Origin of the sequence: Pseudoxanthomonas sangjuensis (genome assembly GCF_010211755.1) — a bacterium.
Taxonomy (GTDB): Bacteria; Pseudomonadota; Gammaproteobacteria; order Xanthomonadales; family Xanthomonadaceae; genus Pseudoxanthomonas_A; species Pseudoxanthomonas_A sangjuensis.
Map to the genome: position 1 here is coordinate 55,776 of NZ_PDWR01000019.1, position 16,628 is coordinate 72,403.

The 16,628-nt window shown below is 66.3% G+C and carries 16 protein-coding genes; 5 read left to right on the plus strand and 11 right to left on the minus strand.

The features are described 5' to 3' along the window. Positions 1–320 precede the first annotated feature (320 nt). From CSC71_RS10935 to CSC71_RS10975, 9 genes are all read right to left on the minus strand, one after another. Entirely contained in the window at positions 321–2,645 is a 2,325-nt protein-coding gene (locus tag CSC71_RS10935) for a nitric-oxide reductase large subunit (RefSeq protein WP_162374409.1), read from the minus strand. 320 nt (positions 2,646–2,965) lie between these two features. Further along, positions 2,966–4,441, minus strand: coding sequence for an L-aspartate oxidase (locus tag CSC71_RS10940; RefSeq protein WP_162374410.1), 1,476 nt, complete (start codon positions 4,439–4,441; stop codon positions 2,966–2,968). Beyond that, positions 4,438–5,457 carry a quinolinate synthase NadA gene (nadA, locus tag CSC71_RS10945; protein ID WP_162374411.1) on the minus strand — a complete coding sequence of 340 codons (1,020 nt, stop codon included), beginning with the start codon at positions 5,455–5,457 and terminating at the stop codon, positions 4,438–4,440. Before nadA ends, CSC71_RS10940 begins: the two co-directional genes overlap by 4 nt. Beyond that, positions 5,454–5,981: a ubiquinone anaerobic biosynthesis accessory factor UbiT gene (gene ubiT, locus CSC71_RS10950; RefSeq protein ID WP_162374412.1), complete on the minus strand. Its 528-nt coding sequence runs from the start codon at positions 5,979–5,981 to the stop codon at positions 5,454–5,456. The genes nadA and ubiT overlap by 4 nt, the downstream gene beginning before the upstream one ends. A 191-nt stretch (positions 5,982–6,172) precedes the next feature. Next, on the minus strand, positions 6,173–7,435 hold the full coding sequence (locus tag CSC71_RS10955; protein WP_162374413.1) for a hypothetical protein: 1,263 nt from the start codon (positions 7,433–7,435) through the stop codon (positions 6,173–6,175). Then, positions 7,432–7,698 (minus strand): DUF2249 domain-containing protein, encoded by a 267-nt coding sequence (locus CSC71_RS10960; protein WP_162374414.1) that lies wholly within the window; start codon positions 7,696–7,698, stop codon positions 7,432–7,434. Before CSC71_RS10960 ends, CSC71_RS10955 begins: the two co-directional genes overlap by 4 nt. After that, positions 7,695–7,856 (minus strand): hypothetical protein, encoded by a 162-nt coding sequence (locus CSC71_RS10965; RefSeq protein WP_162374415.1) that lies wholly within the window; start codon positions 7,854–7,856, stop codon positions 7,695–7,697. Before CSC71_RS10965 ends, CSC71_RS10960 begins: the two co-directional genes overlap by 4 nt. Beyond that, a complete protein-coding gene (locus CSC71_RS10970; RefSeq protein ID WP_162374416.1) occupies positions 7,853–9,832 on the minus strand; it encodes a pyridoxal phosphate-dependent decarboxylase family protein in 1,980 nt (659 codons plus the stop codon). Before CSC71_RS10970 ends, CSC71_RS10965 begins: the two co-directional genes overlap by 4 nt. Positions 9,833–9,923: 91 nt before the next feature. Further along, the gene (locus CSC71_RS10975) at positions 9,924–10,127 is read right to left on the minus strand and encodes a DUF6522 family protein (protein ID WP_162374417.1); all 204 of its coding nucleotides are present in this window, start codon (positions 10,125–10,127) and stop codon (positions 9,924–9,926) included. 538 nt (positions 10,128–10,665) lie between these two features. Here CSC71_RS10975 and CSC71_RS10980 point away from each other — a divergent pair. From CSC71_RS10980 to CSC71_RS10990, 3 genes are read left to right on the plus strand one after another with little or no spacing between them, the layout of a single operon-like run. Beyond that, positions 10,666–12,129, plus strand: coding sequence for a UbiD family decarboxylase (locus CSC71_RS10980; RefSeq protein ID WP_246192164.1), 1,464 nt, complete (start codon positions 10,666–10,668; stop codon positions 12,127–12,129). 38 nt (positions 12,130–12,167) lie between these two features. Continuing rightward, positions 12,168–13,181, plus strand: coding sequence for a ubiquinone anaerobic biosynthesis protein UbiU (ubiU, locus tag CSC71_RS10985; protein ID WP_343037689.1), 1,014 nt, complete (start codon positions 12,168–12,170; stop codon positions 13,179–13,181). After that, positions 13,168–14,079 (plus strand): U32 family peptidase, encoded by a 912-nt coding sequence (locus CSC71_RS10990; protein WP_246192166.1) that lies wholly within the window; start codon positions 13,168–13,170, stop codon positions 14,077–14,079. Before ubiU ends, CSC71_RS10990 begins: the two co-directional genes overlap by 14 nt. Before the next feature lie 58 nt (positions 14,080–14,137). Here CSC71_RS10990 and CSC71_RS10995 read toward each other — a convergent pair whose 3' ends face one another. Continuing rightward, positions 14,138–14,683 (minus strand): chorismate mutase, encoded by a 546-nt coding sequence (locus tag CSC71_RS10995; protein ID WP_162374419.1) that lies wholly within the window; start codon positions 14,681–14,683, stop codon positions 14,138–14,140. A 19-nt stretch (positions 14,684–14,702) separates the two neighbouring features. After that, positions 14,703–15,083 carry a putative zinc-binding protein gene (locus CSC71_RS11000; RefSeq protein ID WP_162374420.1) on the minus strand — a complete coding sequence of 127 codons (381 nt, stop codon included), beginning with the start codon at positions 15,081–15,083 and terminating at the stop codon, positions 14,703–14,705. Between the two features lie 138 nt (positions 15,084–15,221). Here CSC71_RS11000 and CSC71_RS11005 point away from each other — a divergent pair, with 138 nt between their 5' ends. Further along, the gene (locus CSC71_RS11005) at positions 15,222–15,662 is read left to right on the plus strand and encodes a CopD family copper resistance protein (protein WP_162374421.1); all 441 of its coding nucleotides are present in this window, start codon (positions 15,222–15,224) and stop codon (positions 15,660–15,662) included. A 71-nt stretch (positions 15,663–15,733) separates the two neighbouring features. After that, the gene (locus CSC71_RS11010) at positions 15,734–16,222 is read left to right on the plus strand and encodes a DUF4124 domain-containing protein (RefSeq protein WP_162374422.1); all 489 of its coding nucleotides are present in this window, start codon (positions 15,734–15,736) and stop codon (positions 16,220–16,222) included. Positions 16,223–16,628: the final 406 nt, after the last annotated feature.

Here is a 16,628-nt window from a genome sequence, read left to right on the forward strand (position 1 = left end):
TGTGAGTTGTAGTTTGCCGATGGGTTGTTGGCTACCGCATGGCAGCCGGTTTGCCATTCACAACGCAGGGCGGAGAGCCATCAGGCCAACGCGTTTGCGATGTGAAGACCATGTCAAGAAATGCACGGATGGCGATCCGGCTTCGTGGCTTGGCACCGTCAGCGACCCTGCGCGCCCCGGGCAACGCAGGTCGGCTACGTCGGCGTCATCGGTTCCTCCGAAAGCGGTGAAGCTTCAGGGAAATTCCTCGGCCAACGCGACGACGCGGCGCAATCCCTCGATCGCCATGTTCCCGGCATGGCGATCAACCGGCCGGGATATCACCGCTCCAGGCCATGTTCTTCGGCTCCGTCGGCCGAAGGCGCGCTTCGCGGCGCAACCCAGAGCCGGAACACGAACCACGCCAGCGCGATCGCGCCGACGCTGAAGATCACGTCGCCCGGTACGCGCATCCATACCAGCATCTCGACGATGGGCTTCTGCATGAATTCCGCCGATCGCGCGTAGTAGTAGCCGTGCTCGATGGCCGCGAGCAGTTGCATCGTGCCCAATGGCAGCAAGGTCAGCAGCGCCATCAGCGCCAGCCCGATGTTCAGGCACCAGAAGGCCGTTTTCAGCGCGCCGGTGTTCCATTGCATTTGGCCGCGCAGGCCGCGCATGCAGAACAGGACGAGGGCGATGCCGAGCATGCCGTAGACGCCGAACAGGGCGGTGTGGCCGTGCAGCGGGGTCAGGTTCAATCCCTGCATGAAATAGAGCGACAACGGCGGATTGATGAGGAAGCCGAACAGTCCGGCGCCCACCAGGTTCCAGAAGGACACCGCGATGAAAAACAGGATTGGCCAGCGGTACCGCGTCATCCACGGCGTGGCCTTGCCCATCCGGTAGGTGTGGTAGGCCTCGAAGCCCAGGTACGCCAGCGGCACGACCTCCAGTGCGCTGAAGCTGGCGCCGAGCGCGACGACGGCCGTCGGCGTGCCCACGAAATACAGATGGTGCAGGGTCCCGAGCACGCCGCCGGACATGAAGACGATGGTGGCGAACAGGACGGCCGTGGACGCCGACTTCGCACCCACCAGACCAAGGCGCACGAAGATCAGCGCCATGACCGCCGCGGCGAAAACCTCGAAGAAGCCTTCCACCCACAAGTGGACCAGCCACCAGCGCCAGTACTCGACCTCGGAGATGTGGGTGCGCTCGCCCCACATCAGTGCCGAGGCGAAGAACAGCCCGATGCAGATCGTGGACAGGAACATCAGCCCGACGACGGTGCGGGTCGGACCGCTGGCGCCGCGCAATACGGGCCACAGGGCCCGTCCGACCAGGGTCAGCCACAGCAGCAGGCCCACGAACAGGAACCATTGCCAGAAGCGGCCCATGTCGGCGTACTCCCAACCCTGGTGGCCGAACCAGAAGTTGTGATCCAGCCCCAGCTTCTGCTGGATGGCCATCCATTGGCCGGCAAACGAGCCCACCACGATGACGAGCAGGCAGACGAAGAGGAAATTGACGCCGAACCGCTGGTACCTGGGTTCATGGCCCGACATCGCTGGCGCGATGTAAAGGCCCGTGGCCAGCCAGGCCACCGCGATCCACAGGACGGCCAGCTGGGTGTGCCAGGTGCGGGTGATGGAGTAGGGCAGGACCTCGGACAGCGGGTAGCCGTAGGCGACCTGTCCCTCGACCTGGTAGTGGGCGGTGATCGCGCCGAGCAGGATCTGCACCAGGAACAGCGCCAGGACCACCCAGAAGTACTTGGCCGTCGCGCGCATGGAGGGAGTGATGCGAAGCGTGGCCAGCGGATCCGTAGCGGGCAGGGCAGGCGGGTCATCCTCGTGGGTCCGGGCATGATGCCAGCCCAGCAGGGCGATGCCGGCGATCAGGAAAAGCACGCTGAAGGCGGACCACACCCAGAGCGAAGGCGCCGGCCGGTTCCCGATCAAGGGCTCGCTGGGCCAGTTGTTGGTATAGGTGACCCGCTGCGGTGCGACGCCGGCCTGGTCGACCGCCAGGGTTTCGCCGGACCGGCCGGGGCGCTCCGTACCCGCGGCCCATGCCGTCCACCAGAAGAACGCCGTCAGTGCCTTCCGATGCGCGGCATCGGGCACCGTGTCGTTCTTCATCGCGTACGCCTCGCGCAGCGAAGCCGTTTCCGGGGCATTGCCGAACAGGCTCTCGTAATGCGCGGCCACCTCGGCGATGGCTTCTGCACGCACCGCCGGCAGCACGATGGTCCGGGTGTCGGGGTCGTAGCTGTTGCGCCGCATCAGCGGTTCCAGACGTGCCCGCAGCATTCCCTGCTGTTCTGCGGGCAGGCTGCGGAAGCCGTCGGCTCCGCTGGCGCGCGCCCACTGGTCGAGCACGGCCATGGCTTCGCGGTGCAGCCAGTCCGCGCTCCAGTCCGGGGCCACGTAGCCGCCATGGCCCCAGATGGAACCCAATTGCATGCCGCCCACCGACTGCCAGACCTGCCGGCCCAGTTCGATATCGGCCCGGGTGTAGAGCGTGCGGCCATCTTCCGCCTGCACGCGCTCGGGCACCGGCGGGGCCGCCCGGAAGATCTCCGTTCCGGCCCACAGCAAGACGCCAAACGAGGTGATGAGCAATACCGCCAAGCCGACCCAGAGCTTCCGCGTGCTATCCATATCCCCCTCCCGTAGCGTATGACGAGCGCCACAGACCATAGTCGCGACGAAGCGCAGAGTTGTAAATCGGCCGTTAACGCAGGGACATGCCATCGCCGAAGGCAGTCGTGACGGGTTCGATGATCGACGTCGAGCATCCCCCGGGAACTAACCGGCTGATTCCAAAAGAGAAGCGCAGCGGCGGGACGTATCGCCGGGGCTCTCCCCATCCACGATCCATCCGGGAAATTCCAGGACTGCCCGCAACCGCCCGTCGTTTCCCCGGATTGCCGACGATCTGCCCGCTATTTTCCCGCCGCATTTTTTGCCGGCGCGATGCGTCAACCGGCTGCGCGCGTCCGGACAGGGCGGGGCCGATCGTCCCGGAAATGCGTTCCGAGGCTTTGGCGGCGATGGATCGCAGCCTGAAGCAGGTGGACGACGACTTTTCCCTGCCAGGTGTCGCGGACCTGGCTGTCCGTTCGGATTCCGTCGACCGCTTCGGCCATTCGGTCTCCGTTCCGCACCGGGCCCAGGCATTCCCAGGCGAGTTCGCGCAGGCCGCGAAGATTGCACTGATCCGCCGATGCCCCGCGATCGATCCACCGTTCGGCACCGGACCTGGGCAGGCCTCGGTCGGAGTCGGCCAGATGCCGGCCAAGGCGCCTTCCGAACACGACGCCTTCGAGCAGCGAATTGCTTGCGAGCCTGTTTGCACCATGGACGCCGGTGCAGGCGACTTCGCCAACCGCATGGAGACCCGGCACGCCGGTTCGGCCGTCGAGATCGACCGCGATGCCGCCCATGTGGAAATGGGCCGCTGGCGTGACCGGCATGCGTTCCCGGCGCGGATCGATGCCGTGCCTGCGGGCGATGGCATGGACCGTCGGGAAACGCCATATCCAGTCGCGGCTCAATTCCGTCGCGTCCAGCCATACGTTCCCGCCGCGCTGGCGATGTTCCCAGACGCATCGCGCCACCTGGTCCCGCGGGGCCAGGTCGCCCATCGGATGCCTGGCATCCATGATCGGGCAACCCGCATCGTCGACCAGGCGCGCACCGGCGCCACGAAGCGCTTCGGTGATCAATGGAAGCGGACCGTCGGTCTTTATGTCCAGCGCGGTCGGATGGAACTGGACGAACTCGGCATCCCTGAGCGGGACGCCGAGGGCAAGGGCCAATCCCAGTCCGTTGCCGTCGGCCGTCGGGGGGTTCGTGGTTGCCGAGAACAGCGCGCCGCAGCCGCCTGTCGCGAGCACCAAATCGGCGCACTCGGTTTCATGGGGCCGCCCGGTCTCCGTGTCGGTGAATCGGACGGCCGCGACGCGGCCGCCGCGAACCAGGACCGCGTCGAGCGTGGCCGGCGGCCGCCAGGCGATGTGCGGCGAACCCTGGGCGGCGCGCGCAAGCGCCAACAGGAGCGCCAGCCCGCTGGCATCCCCGCCCGCATGAACGATACGGTTGTGGGAGTGCCCGCCCTCGCGGCCCAGTTGCAGGCCGTTGCGGTCGAGATCGAAGTTCACGCCCTGCGATTCGAGCCAGCGCAGGGCGGGGCCGGCGTGGGCGACCAGGTAATCGACGGCTTCCGGATCGTTGTGGCCGGCACCGGCTGCCATCGTGTCCTCGGCGTGCGAAAGCGCGGAATCTCCCGGGGCCAGCGCCACCGCGATGCCGCCCTGTGCCAGCGAAGTGCATCCGCCGCTGCCGGCCATCGAATTTCCGACCAGCAGAACCGGCCTGGGCGCCGCCGACAGCGCCGTCGCCAGTCCGGCAACGCCGCCTCCCACGATTACCAGGGGCCCCGTGTTGGCGGTCATGCCCGGTCCTGCCGGCCGACTTCGAGCATTCGTTGCAGCGCGATCCGGGCGCGGGCGGCGGTTGCGGCCGGGACCTCGACGGGATGGCGGAGTTCCCGAAGGCAGGCGTGGATGTTCGGCAGCGTGATCCGCTTCATGTGCGGGCAGAGGTTGCAGGGCTTCACGAACTCGATTTCCGGAAACCTTGCGCGCAGGTTGTCGGCCATCGAGCATTCGGTGATCAGCGCCACCCGGTGCGGTTGCTCCTTCTGCAGCCAGGCGCCCATTGCCGTGGTGGAACCAACGAAGTCCGCCTCCTGCAGCACGTCCGGCGGGCATTCCGGATGCGCGACGACGCGCGCCTCGAAGCGTTCGCGCGTGTGCCGGACCTGTTGCCCGGTGAACCGTTCGTGGACTTCGCAACGGCCGTTCCACAGCACCAGTTCGACATCGGTGCACGAGGCGACGTGGCTGCCCAGGAACTTGTCGGGCAGGAAAATCACCTTGTCCGCACCCATGGCTTCGACCACCTGCACGGCGTTGGCCGAGGTGCAGCAGGCATCGGACTCGGCCTTCACCGCGGCGCTGGTGTTGACGTAGGTGACCACCGGGGCGCCCGGATGCTGCGCGCGCAGGGCCCTGACGTCCTCGGCGGTGATGGAACTTGCGAGCGAACAGCCGGCCTCGAGGTCGGGGATCAGTACCGTGCGGTCCGGCGCCAGGATCTTGGCGGTTTCGGCCATGAAGTGGACGCCGCAGATGACGATCAATTCGGCGTCGGTCCGCGCCGCCGCCTGCGCCAACGCCAGCGAATCGCCGGTGACGTCGGCGACGCCGTGGAAGATCTCCGGCGACTGGTAGCTGTGCGCCATGATCACCGCGCCACGTTCGCGCTTCAGTTGCTGGATCGCATCGATCCATGGCAGGTGCAGCGGCCATTCGAGGCAGGGAACGGAGTCGCCGACCCGGGCGATCAGGTCGCTGTATCGCTCTTCCAGGTCGTCGGACCAGCGCGGAAGGAAATCGGCGGCGCTCACGCGGCATGCTCCTTCCGTGCGCGATAGGCCGCACGGGCGCGATCGGCGAACCCGGCGCCGCGTTGCAGGAGGATGCGGCTGGAAAGCGGCAGCGTTTCCCACGGCAGGCGGTCGAGCAGATTGCGCAGGTGCAGTCCGAGTTCGACGTCGCCGGTCAGCGCCAGCCGGCGCTTGAAGAACAGGGTATCGGCGTCTTCGAGGCGGCTGGCAAGCAGGAGCAGGTCCGTCGCCGTGCCGCTGACCGTCGCTTCGGCTTCTTCCCGGCTGAAGCGGAGTTCGTCGCGGTGCATTTCGAAGACCCAGTGCAGGTCCAGATCGCGGACCTCGATGCCGATGCGACGATCGGCAATGGGCTGGAGGTTCTCGCGCATCCATGCGGAAGCCAGGGCATTGGAAAGCAGCTGGCGGACGACGCGCTTCTGGGCGGCAACCGGAACCCTTGCCAGTGCGATTCGCCAGTATTTCGGCGGGGGAACCCAGGACAGCAACTGGCCGGCCGTGGAGGAGGATGGATGGATCGACATGGAGATGCCTTCGAGGGTTGCATTCGGCCGCGGGAAAACGGCTGTCGATCGGCGGGTTCGGCGCATGAGGCGAGGCGGTGCCTGCATGCGCAACCGGGACGCATGCCCGGGCCCGTCGTCATCGCGGTTTGTCGTCGCCAGCCTTGCCCGCCGATGTTAGGGGGGATGCGGATCCGCAGGATTGATCCAGATCAAGTCGATGCCGGCCGATGCGATGCCGCGAATGCGATTCCGTCGCGCCAGCCACTCCATGCGCTGCGGAATGTGGCCACGTAAGCCAGCGCAACGAACAGGCCGGCGATGCGCGCGAGGGGCGGGTACGCCACCGAAACGATCAGCGTCGTCGCAGCCAGGCAATGCGAGACGAGCAATCGTTTCTTCCCGGGCTCCGGGAGCAGGCTGCCCACGCCGGGAATGCGTGTTCCCCGGGGAACACGGCGTCGCATTTCTATCCAGGTCAGGAAGCCCATGATCTCCAGCGTCATGCCGAGCACGAGAAAGGGAAGGCCGGCGCCAAGCAGTAGCGCGCCGACCAGGATCGGCCTGTCGAACGGCCATGGTCCCGGGGACGCCACGGCGACGGAAACGGCGGCCAGCAGGCAAGCGCTGCCGACGGCCCAGAACCGACGCAGCGTTGGGTTGCGCCGGTGGGGGGATTTCCATTGCAGGAACAGGACTGCCCCCGAAAGCAGGGCCACGGGAAGCGCCAGTACCGTCCGCGCCCCGTCGGGGAACAGGCCAATCGAACTGCCGATGGCCGTCAGCAACGTCAGCGCGAGCACGGTCAGCCAGACGATCGCGGCCGGGCGGGGAATGGCGCGGGTTCCCTGCAGCATGGGCAGGGTGATGCCGCCCACCGCCCCGATCAGGCCGATGACCCAGCCAACGATGCCCAGCGCGGCGTGCAGATCGACGAGCGAATGCGCGGGCGAACCCCACCAGCCGACGCGGATGCCCAGCATGGCGATCCCCAGCACGACGTTGGTCAGAATGGCCGCCAGCGCCATGCCGATTCCCATGCGCGGCGGCGTGCGGCCGCTTCCGCGCAAGAGGCCGATCAGGGCGGCCACTGCAAACGCGGCCAGCGTACCGGCGAGCAGGAAAACGGCAACGCCCGCGAGAACCGAAGCGTGGAATCCAATCGCCGACAACAGGCAGGCAATGCCGCAGTTCAGCGCAAGGTGGACGACGGGCGCGTAACGGGATCCCGGCAGCGGGCTGCCTGCCGCCACCGGCAGGAACTGGATCAGGCTGCCGACCATTGCGTTGCCCAACACGCCAAGGGTGAGGAGATGGACGAGGACGATCGTCGCCGGTGCCCAGCGGGAAACCAGGATTTCCGGGCCGGACCATGCCACCCAAATCCCTGCAATCGCTCCCCAGGCCAGCGCGGACAACAAAAAACGCAGGGGATGGGAAGGGGCGGGTGCCTGTTCGAAGTTGAGGCCGCTCATGCGCGGGCTGTCGGGTCCGGTAGCGGTCGCTCGCTTGCGCGGGAGATCACGATGCGGGCGCCGCCATCGTCGCAATCGCTGATTTCGTAGGTGAATCCCCATGCCTCGACGATCGGGAGAAGATGCACGGGATACATGGGGGTCAAGGCGACGAGGCGCTGGCCGGGTTGCAACGTTTCCAAACACTCCAGGATCCGCTCGGCGGGTTCCGGGGCCTCCAGTGCGCGCAGGTCCATCTGAAGAAGCGACATGGTGCGGTTCACTCCTCGAAGGCAGCGCTGCCATGGGGATGGGGATCGCCACCGTCCCGGCAGTCCGTGCATTCGACGGCGATGCCCGCCGCATCCATCGATTCCCTGACGCAGCAGGCGCAAGGGATGCCGGGGTCGGGAAGTTCGAAGCTTTCGCGGAGGACGTTCATGGGCCAGTGCCATCGTGGCGGATCGACCGGATCCGTGCAGACAGGTACTCGAAATACAGTTCGATGTAGCTGATGCCGTTTTCCTCGTCGATCAGGTACGGATTCATCATGGTGTGGCGCAGGATGACCAGGCGATCGCCACCCCGGGATCCGTCCAGGGTGGATGGGTCGATCCCCAGCTCGTCGAGGATCCGGCCCATTTCCCGCTTGCCGATCAGCGAGGGGCGAAGCGTCGTCATCGATGCGAAGAACTGCTTGATCTGGACCGGCTGGTGCGGGTCGCAGCGCAATTCGTCGTAGAGGCGCTGGACGAAGGCGTTCGCTTGGGCCAGGTCGCGATTGCCGCGCGGATTGAGGGCCAGGCAAACCAGGTTGCTGTCCGGCGGGAAGGGGACCATCGCAGCCACGGCATCGGCCGTGTCGACGGCGAACTGCCGCGCGCGTTCCTGGAACGATTCCGCGGCGAGTATGGTCTGGCGCGGCAGCAGGCCGAAATTCGTGTAATCCAGCGGCAATACCCGATGGGTCACATAGACCGCGGCCGCGGCCGCGCCGGGCTTCGACCCTTCCGGGATGAATTGGCCCAACTGCCGGTAACGCGACATGTAGTCGCGGGGCTGGCCGTCGCGGAAGACGTAGTCGGCCTGTTCCGACAGCAGCGCCATGGCGCGATGGTCGCGACAGACGAATGCGCCGGCCCCGTAGGGAATGTAGCCGAGCTTGTGCGGATCGACGGTGACCGAGTCGGTTTCGGCAAGCGCGGCGAACGCCTGATGGATTTCCGGTTGGGGGAACTGCCGGTATTCCCGGCGCACTTCGGCCCGTTCGCGCAGCGTCCCGTCGGGATTGCGGAACAGCGTCGTCAGATAGCCGCCCCACGCCGCATCGACATGGACGCTGAACCCCAGCCCCAGCCGGGCCGACCGGTTGCGCGCTTCGACCACCGAATGGACCGGATCGATCGTCCCGTATTCCGTGCTGCCGAGCACCGCGACGGCCATCAGGACGGGTTGCCGGATTCGCGCGCATTCCTCCAGCGCCTCGTGCAGGCCCCCGGCATCCAGGCGCATTCCGCTGGTCGGCAGCAACCGCAGTTGCCCACGACCCAGGCCGAGCATCTTCAGGCCCTTGCTCCAGGAGTAGTGGGCGGTAATCGGCGCCAGCACCTGCGGTACGCGCAGGGCCGGGTGCCGGGAAAAGAACTCCGATATTCCCAGTTCCTCGATGCGTTCCGACTGGAGCCGGTCCTGCCATCGCAATTGCCGATCTGCGGGTTGCGCGCCCAGCCACCGCTGCCATCTTTCGAGCAGTCCGATGGCATCGTCCGGCAGCAGGTTGAAAGCCTCCCAGTCGTCTGCGGGCGAATCGAGGTCCGGAATGCCGGCTGCGCGCAATGCGACCGGAAAGGACTTCAACGCCAGCGCCAGGCGAAGGGCCTGGTAATTGGCCACGGTCCCGCCGGAAGTAAGGTGGCCGAAGGCGCAATCCGGTCGTTGCGGATCGTCCGGATAGCCGAGCATCCGCGCCAGTTGCAGCCCCGCCAGCACTTCCAGTTGCACCGTGACCGGGGCGGCGTCCTCGCTGACGTTGTTGGGGTTGTAGGGCAACGCGAGTATCTGCGCCGCCAAGCCCGGCAACAGCAGGTCCGAGACCATGTGGCCGATGTACCGCGGGCTGTGGAAAGGCACGGAATGCTTGAGCGCCGCGGAAAGCTGGTGGAGTTCGCGCCGCATCCTGGCCTCGAAGGCCTGGTAGTGCCGGTCCTGGACCGCCGAGGTCGGGATCGCCGGCGGGTCTTCGGGATGGAAGTTGCGGCGCCAGTGCACGTGGTCGCGCAGGAACTCCACCACCAGCTTTTCCAGCAGCACGTCGTTTTCCCCGTACGGCCCGAGGAAGCAGGCGTCGAGGGTCCGCCTTTCGGCGAGATGGGCCGATGCGTCGACCGGACGATGGCGGTTACGGGGCGTCTCGAGCATGCCGCAAGGCTAGGGCAGGCGGGCAAATGCGGCCCTGACCTAGATCAATCGGGCCGTGGATGGACCGCGATGCGTCGGTCGGTGCGCGAAATCAGTTGGCCGTTTCGATGATCCGTCCGGTGCCGTCGAGCACGAACCGCGCGCGTTTGCGTTCGTGGTAGAAGCTGACCCGCCATTTCCCGGCATCCTCGCCGGTTCCCCGTTCGCAGAGCGTCGATATCCTCCCGGCGTCCATCAGGCGGCGGAAGGCATCGGTCTCCATCCCGAGCTGCCCCGCGACGACGGCGCCGTCCATTTCGAATTGGGGATTGGGCGCCTTCGGTCCGGGTCCGGACGGGGAAAGCGCGAGTGGAATCTGTCTGCTCAATTGCGCGCCCAATGGTTGTCGGGAAGGATCGTCCGGCCCTCGGGTACCCGGGTTCATGGGGAAAGATTCGCCGACACGGCAGGTGGCAAGGAGTAGAGAGACCCGCCGGCCGGCGAATTGGAACAAAGACAAACGGCATTTCCCGGTGTGTGGCCCCGGCCTGCCGGGTAGCCCGGCGTCCACTGCTCTGAGGGAAGCGGGGCGCCGCCACGCGGCAGGCCGGCCACGCATCGATTCTCGGGGACGCGCCCGCGGGGCCGCTTTGATCTGAGTCAAATGCGGCCGGGATCCGATTGGGCGCGATGCCTGCCGCAACGTTCTCGTTGTTGCGGCCAGCCACGGCCCGGGCGCATTTCCGGCATCGCTTGACGTGCGTCAATGAGCCGGTGGATGGCGGTTGGCGAGAATCCTGCGTTTGTCGGTACGAACGGATTCCGGAATGGCTTTCCACGATCTTCGCGGATACTTGGCCCATCTGGCGGCGCGTGGCCAGCTGCGCGAGATCGATGCGCCGGTATCGCCGGAACTGGAAAGCACGGCGCTGAGCCTGCGCGCGCTGCGCGACGGCGGCCCTGCGCTGCTGATGAGCAAACCGGTCGGTTCCGCGTTCCGCCTGCTCGGCAACCTGTTCGGCCACCGTCGCCGCATCGAGATGGCGCTGGGCAATCGCCCGTTGTCCTCGCTGCGCGAACTGGGCGAACTGCTGGCTTCGATCAAGGAACCGAAATGGCCTTCCGGCGTGCGCGATGCGCTGCACAGCTGGCCGGAACTGGCCCAGCTGGCGCACGTCGCGCCGCGAAGCGCCGCGGACGCCGCGTTCAACGAATGCGTGCTCGAAGGGAGCGATGTCGATCTTGCCGCGCTGCCGATCCAGCGCTGCTGGCCCGGCGATGCCGGGCGACTGATCACCTTCGGCCTGGTGGTGACGCGCGGCATGCACCAGCCGCGGCAGAACGTGGCGATCTATCGCCAGCAACCGATCGGACGCAATCGCGTGATCATGCGCTGGCTGCCGCACCGGGGCGGGGCGCAGGACTGCGCATCCTGGCAGAAGGCGTTTCCCGGCAAGCCATTCCCGGTGCTGGTGGCGATCGGCGCCGATCCGGCGACGATGCTCGCCGCGGTCGCGCCGGTTCCCGACACGCTGTCCGAATACGAATTCGCGGGATTGTTGCGCGGCGCGCGGACCCGTACCTGGCGCAGCGAACTGACCGGGCTGGACGCGCCGGCTGGCGCGGAGATCCTGCTCGAGGGATTCATCCGCCCCGGCGACACCGCGCTCGAAGGTCCGTTCGGCGACCACACAGGCTATTACAACGCGCAGGGAACCTTCCCGGTGCTGACGGTGGAGCGCCTGCGCATGCGCCGCGACGCGATCTACCACGGCAGCTACATGGGTCGCTCCCCGTTCGACGAACCGTCGGTACTGTCGATGGCGTTGAACGACGTCTTCGTTCCGATACTGCGCAAGGTTTTCCCGGAGATCGTGGATTTCTACCTGCCGCCGGAAGGCTGTTCGTATCGCGTTGCGCTGGTCAGCATCCGCAAGCAATACCCCGGCCATGCGCGGCGGGTGATGATGGGCGTGTGGTCGTACCTGCGCCAGTTCACCTACACCAAGTTCGTGATCGTCGTCGACGACGACATCGACGTCCGCGACTGGAGCCAGGTGGTCTGGGCGGTATCCACCCGCGTCGATCCGGCCCGGGACGGCATGCTGGTCGAGAACACGCCGATCGATTACCTGGACTTCGCTTCGCCGGTGCCGAACCTGGGTTCCAAGCTGGGATTGGACGCCACCAACAAGTGGCCCGCGGAAACCTCGCGCGAGTGGGGCAAGCCGATCGTGCAGGACCGCGACGTGGAACGACGCATGGACGCGCTGTGGACGAAGCTGGCCAACTCGCCCGGACCTGACCTGCGTCAATGAACGACCACGTCGCGCTCTTTAGCATGCAGCGCGATCCAATGAGGGAACACGAGATGCAACTGGTGTGTCCAGCCGGCAACCTGCCGGCGCTGCAGGCCGCGATCGATGCGGGCGCCGACGCCGTGTACGCCGGCTTCCGCGACCAGACCAACGCACGCGCCTTCCCTGGCCTGAACTTCAGCGAAGGGGAGATGCGCCAGGGCATCGCCTATGCCCACGCCAGGGGACGCAAGGTCTACCTGGCGCTGAACACCTATCCCGACAGCGCGCGCCTGGCGCACTGGGAAGGCGCGGTGGACCATGCAGCCGAACTCGGCGCGGATGCGGTGATCGTCGCCGAGATGGCGGTACTGGATTACGCCGCACGGCACCATCCGAACATGGCGCGGCACCTGTCGGTGCAGGGTTCGGCGACCACCGCGCCCGCGCTTCGCTACGCCTACGAACGCTTCGGCATCGCGCGCGCGGTCGTGCCGCGCGTATTGTCGGTGCAGCAGGTCGAGCGGCTCTGCGAATCGGCACCGGTGCCGATCGAGGTATTCGCCTTCGGCAGCCTGTGCATCATGGTCGAGGGTCGCTGCCAGCTTTCGAGTTATGCGACCGGCGTGTCGCCGAACCGGCACGGCGTCTGTTCGCCGGCCTCCTTCGTCAAATGGGACGAGCACCCGGACCAGAGCCGCACGGTGCGCCTGAACGGCCTGCTGATCGACCGTTTCGGCCAGAGCGAACCCGCCGGTTATCCGACCGTGTGCAAGGGCCGCTACGCCGTCGGCGGCGAGATCTTCCATGCGCTGGAGGAACCGACCAGCCTCAATACGCTGGAACTGCTGCCACGGCTCGCGGCCGCGGGCGTGGCCGCATTGAAGATCGAAGGCCGGCAGCGCGGCGTCGCCTACGTCAAGGCCGTCACCCAGACCTGGCGCAAGGCGCTGGACCGCTTCGAGTCGGCGCCCGATGCGTGGACGGCGGAACCGGCGTGGCAACAGGCGCTTTCCGGCCACGCCGAAGGGCAACAGACGACCTTGGGACCGTATCACCGTGCATGGCATTGAATCGATGAAACTGAGTCTTGGACCGCTGCAGTATTTCTGGCCGCGCGAGCGCACGCTGGCCTTCTATCGCGAAGCCATGGACTGGCCGCTGGATATCGTCTACCTCGGCGAAACGGTGTGCAGCAAGCGGCGCGAACTCCGGTTCAAGGACTGGCTGGCGCTCGCCAACGAAATGGCCGACGCGGGCAAGGAAGTCGTCTTGTCGACGCTGGCCCTGATCGAAGCGGAGTCCGAACTGGGGACGTTGTCCCGGCAGGTGGAGAACGGCCGTTTCCTGGTCGAGGCGAACGACATGTCCGCCGTGCAACTGTGCCGCGAAAAGCGGTTGCCCTTCGTCGGCGGCCCCACGCTCAACGTCTACAACCACCGGGCCCTTGCGATGCTGGTCGAAGACGGCCTGCGCAGATGGGTTCCGGGCGTGGAACAGGGCCGCGAACTGCTCGAAGGCATGCGCACCGCGCTGGAAGCCGACGGCGGCGCCATGCCGGAGCTGGAAGTCATGGCGTGGGGCAGGCTTCCGCTTGCTTATTCGGCGCGCTGCTTCACGGCGCGGGCGCTGGACATTCCGAAGGATGAGTGCGGGTTCCGCTGCATCGAATACCCGGACGGCTTGCCGCTGAAGACGCGCGAGGACGAACCGTTCCTGACGATCAACGGCATCCAGGTGCAGGGAACGGAAGTCATCGACATGGCACCGCAACGGGACGAGCTGGCCGCCTGTGGCGTTGGCATCCTGCGTCTTTACCCCCAGACGGAGGGCATGGCCGGCGTGGTCGACCATTTCCGCCGGATGCTCGAATCGCCGGTCCCGCCGCCGCCGTTGGGGGCGCGCAACGGATACTGGTACGGCCGCCCGGGCAAGGCATCGCTATCGATGCCGGAATTCGGGGGGCGTTAGTCGGCCCGCACCCGCGGGCAATGGCCGCGCACGGGCAAGACTGCCGGCTTGCCTGCCGTCATGCGGGCGCACGATAGGCGTTGCGCACATCGCGAACCAATTGCCCGCCATGGTGCAGGGCCATGTGCAAGTGCCAAGGCAAGGAGTGCCGCGGCGGGTGTTCAAGCAGGCTGCGGGCGGCCGCCTTCATGTCCCGGTCGCCGAGGGGCAGTGAAGTCGGTTGCGGAACGGAACGGGCGAGGGGCCTGCATCCATCCGGCCGCCCTTGCGATTCCGGCGCGTCCGCGGCGGCTTCGGGAGTTGCCGGGTCGTCGGAAACCCGGCGCGCGATGCCTTGCTGCCGGTGCGCATCGTCGATCAGCAGTGCGGTCAGTCGCGATGCGGCCTCGGGAGGAATGCGCAACCGGGAAGCCAGGTCGCGGGAACGCTGGTGGACTTGCCGTTCGCGGGCGGCATCGTAGCCCGGGAGGCCCGCATCGCGTTTGATCCGGGAACCTGCATCGACCAGCAGCCTGCGTGCCGCCCACAGCAACAGCATCGCGTCGTCGACGCGATCTATCCCGTGCCGGATGACCTGCAGGGCAGCATTGGCTGGAGCTGGCATGGCCGTGTCGCGAGTCCGCTTATCGGGTCGTGATGGTGCGAACCCGGGGAAGCACCGACTGCTCGTAAACCGATTGGGCCTGTTCGGGATCGAAGTCGGCATGCTTGCGCTTTTTGACGCCGAATTCGGACAGGGTCACATGCAGGTCCGGTTCGACCCCCGCATTGCCCAGGCAGGCCTTCACGCAGTGCAGGATGCAGCCGTCCAGCGCGATGATGCGGCGTCCGGAGCGGGCCGTGCGCACCAGGCCTTCGACGCCGCCACCCACGCCCGCGATACAGGACATCTCGGCAATGCCATGGCGGTCGAGCCAGAGCGCGTGCTGGTTGGCCATCTGCGCGGCGCTCGAGCAGCCTGAGCACGAGTAGACCAGGGGCAGGGGCGTTTTCGCGTCGGCCATGCGGCCAGACTAGGGGGCCAAGCGACCGGCGTCCTTGATATTCGTCAATCGCACCTGAAGTTGCCGTCCCGTCGGCAAGGTGGCGATCGCTTGACCCGGGTCAAGATGCCGGGAGCGGGCAGGGGCCACCATTGCGGCATGGCCTATGTGCTGCTCCTGATCGCGCATTTGTTGTGCGCCGCGGCGTTCATCGGCGTCGTGTTCGCCGAGGTCATGCTCATGCCGGCGGTCAAGAAGCGCCTGCCAAGGCCGGTCGCGCTGCTGTGGGAAAAGGAGTTCGGCCGACGGGCGCGCCGGATCATGCCGCCGATCGTCCTGGCGTTGTATCTGGCCGGGGTGGGCCTGGCGTGGTTCCATCGCGGGGCATTGGCGCATCCGCTGCAGAGTTCCTTCGCGCTGCTCCTCACGGTCAAGATCGCGCTGGCCGCAAGCGTCGCCGGCCACGTCGCAACGGCATTGATCCTGCAAAGGCGGAAGCGCCTGACCGCCTCGCGATCCGACCTGATCCACCGCAGCGTTCTGGCACACGTCCTTCTGATTGCCGTGATCGCAAAGGCGATGTTCCATGTCGCTCCCTGACGCGCATCCGAAGGGGATGGGTCTGGTCTAGCGATTGGTGCCTGCTATATTCCCTCGGGTAGGGGGAATATATGCGATGGTTAGTTCTGGTAGCGGCGTTACTCTCGGCGCCTTCTGCAGCAGCACAATCGTCACGTGAATGCCGTGACCGCAATGGTAATGTTTGGTATCAAGATGCGCCTTGTCCCGGGCGCGCAGCGCCGGCGAACATTCTGCGCAAATGCGTTGACGGCAAGGGCCATGTTTCGTATCAGAATGCGACTTGCCCGGCGGGCAGCCGCGAGATGAAGGCCCAAGCCTATCAACCAGAACCGCAGCGGGCCTACGATGCGCGTTCGGCTGCGGCGAAGATCGAGGCCGACCGTCAGGCACTTCGGCAAAGCAACTCGCCGCGAAGAAGTTACAGATCGATGGGCGCTTCGATCCCGGTGGATAGCAACAGCTCGGCTTGCGAGAGCGCCAAAGCGAATCGTGAGGCTGTTTTAAAGACCGTGGGTATACGCCGGACCTTCGATCTGCTGCGGTCGCTGGACGATGCCGTAAGAGCCGCCTGCAAATAAATCGCTTGCCACGACTGAAGAAATCCTGCCAGTTGGGGCAGGAGGTCAGTCCCTTGCCGCCGCACAGGAGGCAAGGGTGAACGGTCGGTTCTAATTAGCAGCGATCGCCGGGAATGTTCTCCCAGCCATTAGGTAGTTTCCGGAACATTTGATGATTGATGCAGCGCAGTTCTCCGGAAGCGAGTTTTCTTTGTCGCTCTTCATAGCGTTGTCGAGCTACGCGAGTGGCTTCTTCCTTGTACTTCAGGTGCGCCTGGTGCATTCCGCTGGCGGCCGTTTGGGTTCACCCCCGTTTTCACGGACACTTACGAGAAGGCCGATCAAGGCCATGAGGAGTGTTCATGTCGAAGCGAAGGAAGTTCAGCACCGAGTTCAAGCGCGGTGCGGTTGAGCAGGCCAGCCAGCC

Bases quoted from the DNA above. Each gene is read 5' to 3' on its own strand.
- CSC71_RS10940 (WP_162374410.1), bottom strand. From the start codon at position 4,441: ATGACCGCCAACACGGGGCCCCTGGTAATCGTGGGAGGCGGCGTTGCC.
- CSC71_RS10975 (WP_162374417.1), bottom strand. From the start codon at position 10,127: ATGGACGGCGCCGTCGTCGCGGGGCAGCTCGGGATGGAGACCGATGCC.
- CSC71_RS10935 (WP_162374409.1), bottom strand. From the start codon at position 2,645: ATGGATAGCACGCGGAAGCTCTGGGTCGGCTTGGCGGTATTGCTCATC.
- CSC71_RS11010 (WP_162374422.1), top strand. From the start codon at position 15,734: ATGCGATGGTTAGTTCTGGTAGCGGCGTTACTCTCGGCGCCTTCTGCA.
- CSC71_RS10995 (WP_162374419.1), bottom strand. From the start codon at position 14,683: ATGCCAGCTCCAGCCAATGCTGCCCTGCAGGTCATCCGGCACGGGATA.
- ubiT (WP_162374412.1), bottom strand. From the start codon at position 5,981: ATGTCGATCCATCCATCCTCCTCCACGGCCGGCCAGTTGCTGTCCTGG.
- CSC71_RS10970 (WP_162374416.1), bottom strand. From the start codon at position 9,832: ATGCTCGAGACGCCCCGTAACCGCCATCGTCCGGTCGACGCATCGGCC.
- CSC71_RS11005 (WP_162374421.1), top strand. From the start codon at position 15,222: ATGGCCTATGTGCTGCTCCTGATCGCGCATTTGTTGTGCGCCGCGGCG.
- CSC71_RS10965 (WP_162374415.1), bottom strand. From the start codon at position 7,856: ATGAACGTCCTCCGCGAAAGCTTCGAACTTCCCGACCCCGGCATCCCT.
- CSC71_RS11000 (WP_162374420.1), bottom strand. From the start codon at position 15,083: ATGGCCGACGCGAAAACGCCCCTGCCCCTGGTCTACTCGTGCTCAGGC.
- CSC71_RS10955 (WP_162374413.1), bottom strand. From the start codon at position 7,435: ATGAGCGGCCTCAACTTCGAACAGGCACCCGCCCCTTCCCATCCCCTG.
- ubiU (WP_343037689.1), top strand. From the start codon at position 12,168: ATGAGGGAACACGAGATGCAACTGGTGTGTCCAGCCGGCAACCTGCCG.